The following is a 4,842-nucleotide window of genomic DNA, read 5'->3' on the forward strand; positions in this document are numbered from 1 at the left end:
GGTTTCGATTGGCCAGGCCCGTGCTCTATATGCAGAAATTCGCATTCGCTGTCATCAGGCTCGTAGGGTTGACGACAGGAGGTACACAGAACACGAACCAAGCGCTGTGCCATAATACCAACAAGGCTCGAGCTAATCAGGAAAGGCTCAACCCCCATATCCATCAATCGGGTGATAGAGCCAACGGCACTATTAGTATGCAAGGTTGATAGCACCATGTGGCCGGTCAAACTGGCTTGAACCGCAATTTCAGCTGTTTCGATATCACGGATCTCACCAATCATTACCACATCAGGGTCTTGACGAAGGATCGCTCTAAGGCCTCGGGCGAAAGTCATATCCACTTTAGTATTAACCTGGGTCTGCCCAATACCTGGCAAGTTGTATTCTATAGGGTCTTCAACCGTCAGAATGTTACGGCTGCGGTCATTAATATGAGATAGACCCGCGTACAACGTAGTGGTCTTACCAGAACCGGTTGGCCCGGTAACCAGTAATATGCCATGGGGCCTCGCCAGAATACTTTTTAAAACATCTGAGTCACGCTCCGATGTTCCTAGGATATCGAGAGACAAACGCCCTGCGTTCTTATCAAGTAAACGAAGTACGATTCTCTCTCCGTTCGCTGAAGGCATTGTCGATACACGGATATCCACTTCTCTGCCACCAACACGCAATGAAATTCGACCATCTTGAGGTACACGCTTTTCAGCAATATCGAGTTTTGCCATAACCTTGATACGAGACACCAGCAAAGGCGCTAGTGCGCGCTTGGGTTTAACGATTTCTCGCAAGACTCCATCCACTCTAAAGCGAACGACAAGCTGTTTTTCAAATGTTTCTATATGCACATCTGAAGCATCATTTTTTACTGCTTCGGTCAAAATAGCATTAATTAGTCTGATGATCGGCGCATCATCTTCTTGCTCTAATAAGTCCTCGGTCTCTGGAACCGAGTTTGCCAAGCTGGCCAGATCCATATCGTCGCCCAGACCTTCGACCATCTGCATTGCTTCTGCAGAGTCATTTTGGTAAGCAAGCCCTAAAGCTTCGTCGAACTCTGCCTCATCAACTTGTTGAAAAGGAACCTCACCAAAAGTTAGACGGTTTACTTCTGCAAAAGCCTGGGAGCTAAGACCCGCCCGATAAAGAATCTCATACTCGTTATTTTGATTTTTCAACAATACTATCCCTTGCTTCTTAGCAAAGGAGAATGGCAACCGCTCAAATGGAAGCATTAAACCAGTATCTTCAACAGAGCCGGATGCGGTGCCGGACTCTTCTAAAGTCGGAATATCCGCTGCATCAGCACTATTATGTTGAGACTCTTCTATCACGGTAACCCCTTAAATTCGGTCCGCCAGGTTAGTATTATTCATAATCCCACGAGCAAGCTAAATTAAGCATTTAACTTAAGTAAGACGAGCATTGTATTGTCTTAATCTTATAAACAATAGACGATTACATTAAAACATCGTAAGACTAATATAAACGCAAAAACACGCTCTTTATTAACTAATTCATATATTTTGTCAGGATAAGCAAAATTAAGTCCTATGAAATACCAAAATACCCTGACAGAACCCCATAAAAAAAGCGCTACAGTAAAACCATTTTTTGAAGACTCTTACATAAGCAAAGCTAGATCTTGTGCTACTATAATGGCTAAGACATAAATATAAATGATCACGGCTGAAACATTGCGAAACTGTGACAGCGACGACTAATCCAGGTTTATTAACATGTTGTTTAACCGGCTTCCCTTAATATCAGCGCTCGCATTATGCGCACTTATTTGCGGAAGTATTTATATACAACTAGCCCCTATTTTCATCCAAGACCTTAAAAAAGATCTTAAGCCTACAACCCCCTCTAGCAGTGTCGCGCAAACAAATACTAACAAGCCGCAAAAAACTCACAACATCTCCAAGTTCAGCCTGTTTGGCGACGTTAACAAGGCCATAAGCAAACCAAAACCAGTCGCCAAAGACCTCCCAAAAACTAGCCTAAAACTTCTGCTTACGGGCGTCATGGCAAGCGGTAATACTGACAATGCCAGCGCCCTTATCCAAGGACCAGATAAACAAACCTTAAACTATCGAATAAATGACGAACTGCCGGGCGGTGCAACACTTAAACAAGTTTATCCAGATCGTGTCGTATTAGAACGCTCTGGGCGATTAGAAAACCTGGTATTTGTCGAACAGCGCCCTATTGGCTTTGAAAGCTATGAGCCAGTGGATGATCCTGAAATTGAGGAAACAGAGAACACCGAAAACAACCCCATCATTACAACTCGCGCAGCAAACCCGGGCAGAACGCAGGGCATAAAAGACCGTTTAAGCAAACTTCGGAAGCGAATGCTTAAAAATAGAGTAAACCAATAAGTCACAATGACTCCGATATTCAATAGCTATTGCTTAGGCCTCACTCTTTTAAGGACCCCGATTTACAAGCGGGTTGTCATAATTTTTTTTATTACGACCTGCGCCTCAGCCCTAGACCTTAACTCTAAAGTTCTCGATTTTATTGACCAGCGCTTCGGCCAGGACGCTGTTAGCCGACTCCAGCAATGGGAAAGAATCGCTAATTACAAACAAAACATTACCCATCAACAAAAGCTAAAACTTGTAAACCAGTTCTTTAATAGAGTGAAGTTCGTATCCGATCAAGAACAATGGAATAAGGAAGATTATTGGGCAACGCCATTAGAGTTTTTGGCAACCAATGCTGGCGACTGTGAGGACTTCTCAATTGCAAAGTACTTTACGCTTCGGGAAATGGGAATCCCTGATGACATGATAAAAATCACCTACGTCAAAGCGCTTGAGCTGAACCAGGCTCACATGGTCCTCGCCTATTACCCGACTCCAGACGCTGAACCCCTCATTCTCGACAACCTGATTAATGAAATAAAACCAGCAGGCCAACGTACCGACCTGGCACCTGTATACAGCTTCAACGGTGAAGGCTTATGGCTTTCGAAGATTAGAGGTCAGGAAGGTAAACGCATTGGCAATGCAGATAAGCTGGAAAGCTGGGTAGAGCTATTGAACAGACATTATAAGTTACTGAAATAAGCATCACCCACCCTTTAACCCACCACAACACAATTTTGTCACTAGACCACACAATGTTGACGTTAACGTCAACGTAAGTATATCATGATAGCTAAAGTAAATTGGCCAAAAAGGGTTGATAGAATGAGCCAACAATTCAGCATTAGCGAACTGTCTCGCGAGTTCGATGTCACCACCAGAACCATACGCTTTTATGAAGCAGAGGGACTTCTGCACCCTACCCGAAAGGGACAAACGCGAATTTATTCAGATGCCGACAGAGTCACACTAAAACTGATTATTCGAGGCAAACGCCTTGGTTTATCGCTTGCCGAGTCAAAAGAACTCATTCAGTTGTACGACCCAAGTGGTGCAAACCAAGTTCAATTACGACGCCTGCTCGATAAAATTAATGAGCGCAGACAAGTCTTAAAGCAACAGGTTGAAGATATTCGTGTTATGCAGCTCGAACTTGATGAAGCCGAGTCTCGGTGCATAGACGCGATAAATAAACAAAAGACATAAACAATCTCTTACCGAATAAATAGAAATGTGAGGCCAACCATGCAATTACTAAATTTTGATTTGTGTGAAACCAATGACATGCTCAGAGACCAGGTCTCTAACTTCGTCGCAAGTGAGATTACGCCCATCGCTGCAAAGACCGATAGTGATAACGAGTTCCCTAACGAGCTTTGGCCTAAACTTGGTGAAATGGGTCTATTGGGCATGACCGTACCGGAAGAGTTTGGCGGCACAAACATGGGCTACCTTGCTCATGTACTGGCAATGGAAGAGATCAGCCGCGGCAGCGCATCGATTGGCCTTAGTTATGGCGCTCATTCAAATTTATGTGTTAACCAAATCAACCGTAACGGTAGCCAAGAACAAAAAGAAAAGTATTTACCGAAGCTTATTTCGGGTGAGCACATTGGTGCACTCGCAATGAGTGAGCCGAACGCTGGTAGTGACGTTGTGAGCATGAAACTTAAAGCCGAAAAACGCGGTGACCATTATGTTCTCAACGGTAGCAAGATGTGGATTACCAACGGGCCCGACGCTAACACCTATGTCATTTACGCTAAAACGGCGCCAGAGAAAGGCCCGCACGGTATAACTGCCTTTGTCGTCGAGCGTGACTGGAAGGGCTTTAGTCGGTCTCCTAAGCTAGACAAGCTGGGTATGCGCGGTTCAAACACCTGCGAACTGGTATTTCAAGATGTCGAAGTCCCTGTTGAAAATGTTCTTGGTCTTGAAAATGCGGGCGTTAAAGTACTAATGAGCGGCCTCGATTATGAACGTGTCGTGCTATCAGGTGGGCCAACGGGCATTATGCAATCTTGCCTCGACCTGGTTATACCTTATATCCACGAACGCAAACAGTTTAATCAGTCGATCGGCGAGTTCCAGTTAATCCAGGGGAAGATGGCTGATATGTACACAGCACTCAATGCCAGCCGCGCCTACTTATACGCCGTTGCTAAAGCCTGTGACCGAGGTGAGACCACCCGTAAAGATGCGGCCGGTATCATTCTATACAGCGCTGAAGCAGCAACTAAAATGGCCTTGGAGGCAATCCAAATACTTGGCGGCAATGGCTACATTAACGAGTTCCCTGCTGGGCGCCTATTACGAGATGCGAAGCTCTATGAAATTGGTGCCGGAACTTCCGAGATTCGTCGTATGCTAATCGGCCGCGAATTATTTATGGAAACGCGTTAACACCCTGCCTCGTTAATTAAAGCCAAGCCTTAGCAAATATTGCTAAGGCTATCGATGGATA

The 4,842-nt window shown here is 44.9% G+C and carries 5 protein-coding genes; 4 read left to right on the plus strand and 1 reads right to left on the minus strand.

What is annotated here, in order from left to right; translation table 11 throughout:
• A partial coding sequence (locus A3735_RS18235) for a GspE/PulE family protein (RefSeq protein WP_068638430.1) occupies positions 1 to 1,238 on the minus strand: 1,238 nt, incomplete at its 3' end.
• 504 nt (positions 1,239 to 1,742) lie between these two features.
• Here A3735_RS18235 and A3735_RS18240 point away from each other — a divergent pair.
• The 4 genes from A3735_RS18240 (at position 1,743) to A3735_RS18255 (ending at position 4,781) form a co-directional block, all read left to right on the plus strand.
• Positions 1,743 to 2,387 carry a type II secretion system protein N gene (locus tag A3735_RS18240; RefSeq protein ID WP_068511072.1) on the plus strand — a complete coding sequence of 215 codons (645 nt, stop codon included), beginning with the start codon at positions 1,743 to 1,745 and terminating at the stop codon, positions 2,385 to 2,387.
• A 6-nt stretch (positions 2,388 to 2,393) separates the two neighbouring features.
• Positions 2,394 to 3,080, plus strand: a complete 687-nt coding sequence (locus A3735_RS18245) for a transglutaminase-like cysteine peptidase (RefSeq protein WP_082865153.1) — start codon at positions 2,394 to 2,396, stop codon at positions 3,078 to 3,080.
• A 123-nt stretch (positions 3,081 to 3,203) separates the two neighbouring features.
• Entirely contained in the window at positions 3,204 to 3,584 is a 381-nt protein-coding gene (locus A3735_RS18250; RefSeq protein ID WP_068511073.1) for a MerR family DNA-binding transcriptional regulator, read from the plus strand.
• Between the two features lie 39 nt (positions 3,585 to 3,623).
• Complete coding sequence (locus tag A3735_RS18255) at positions 3,624 to 4,781, plus strand: isovaleryl-CoA dehydrogenase (protein ID WP_068511075.1); 1,158 nt, start codon at positions 3,624 to 3,626, stop codon at positions 4,779 to 4,781.
• Positions 4,782 to 4,842: the final 61 nt, after the last annotated feature.

Source organism: Oleiphilus sp. HI0061, assembly GCF_001635675.1.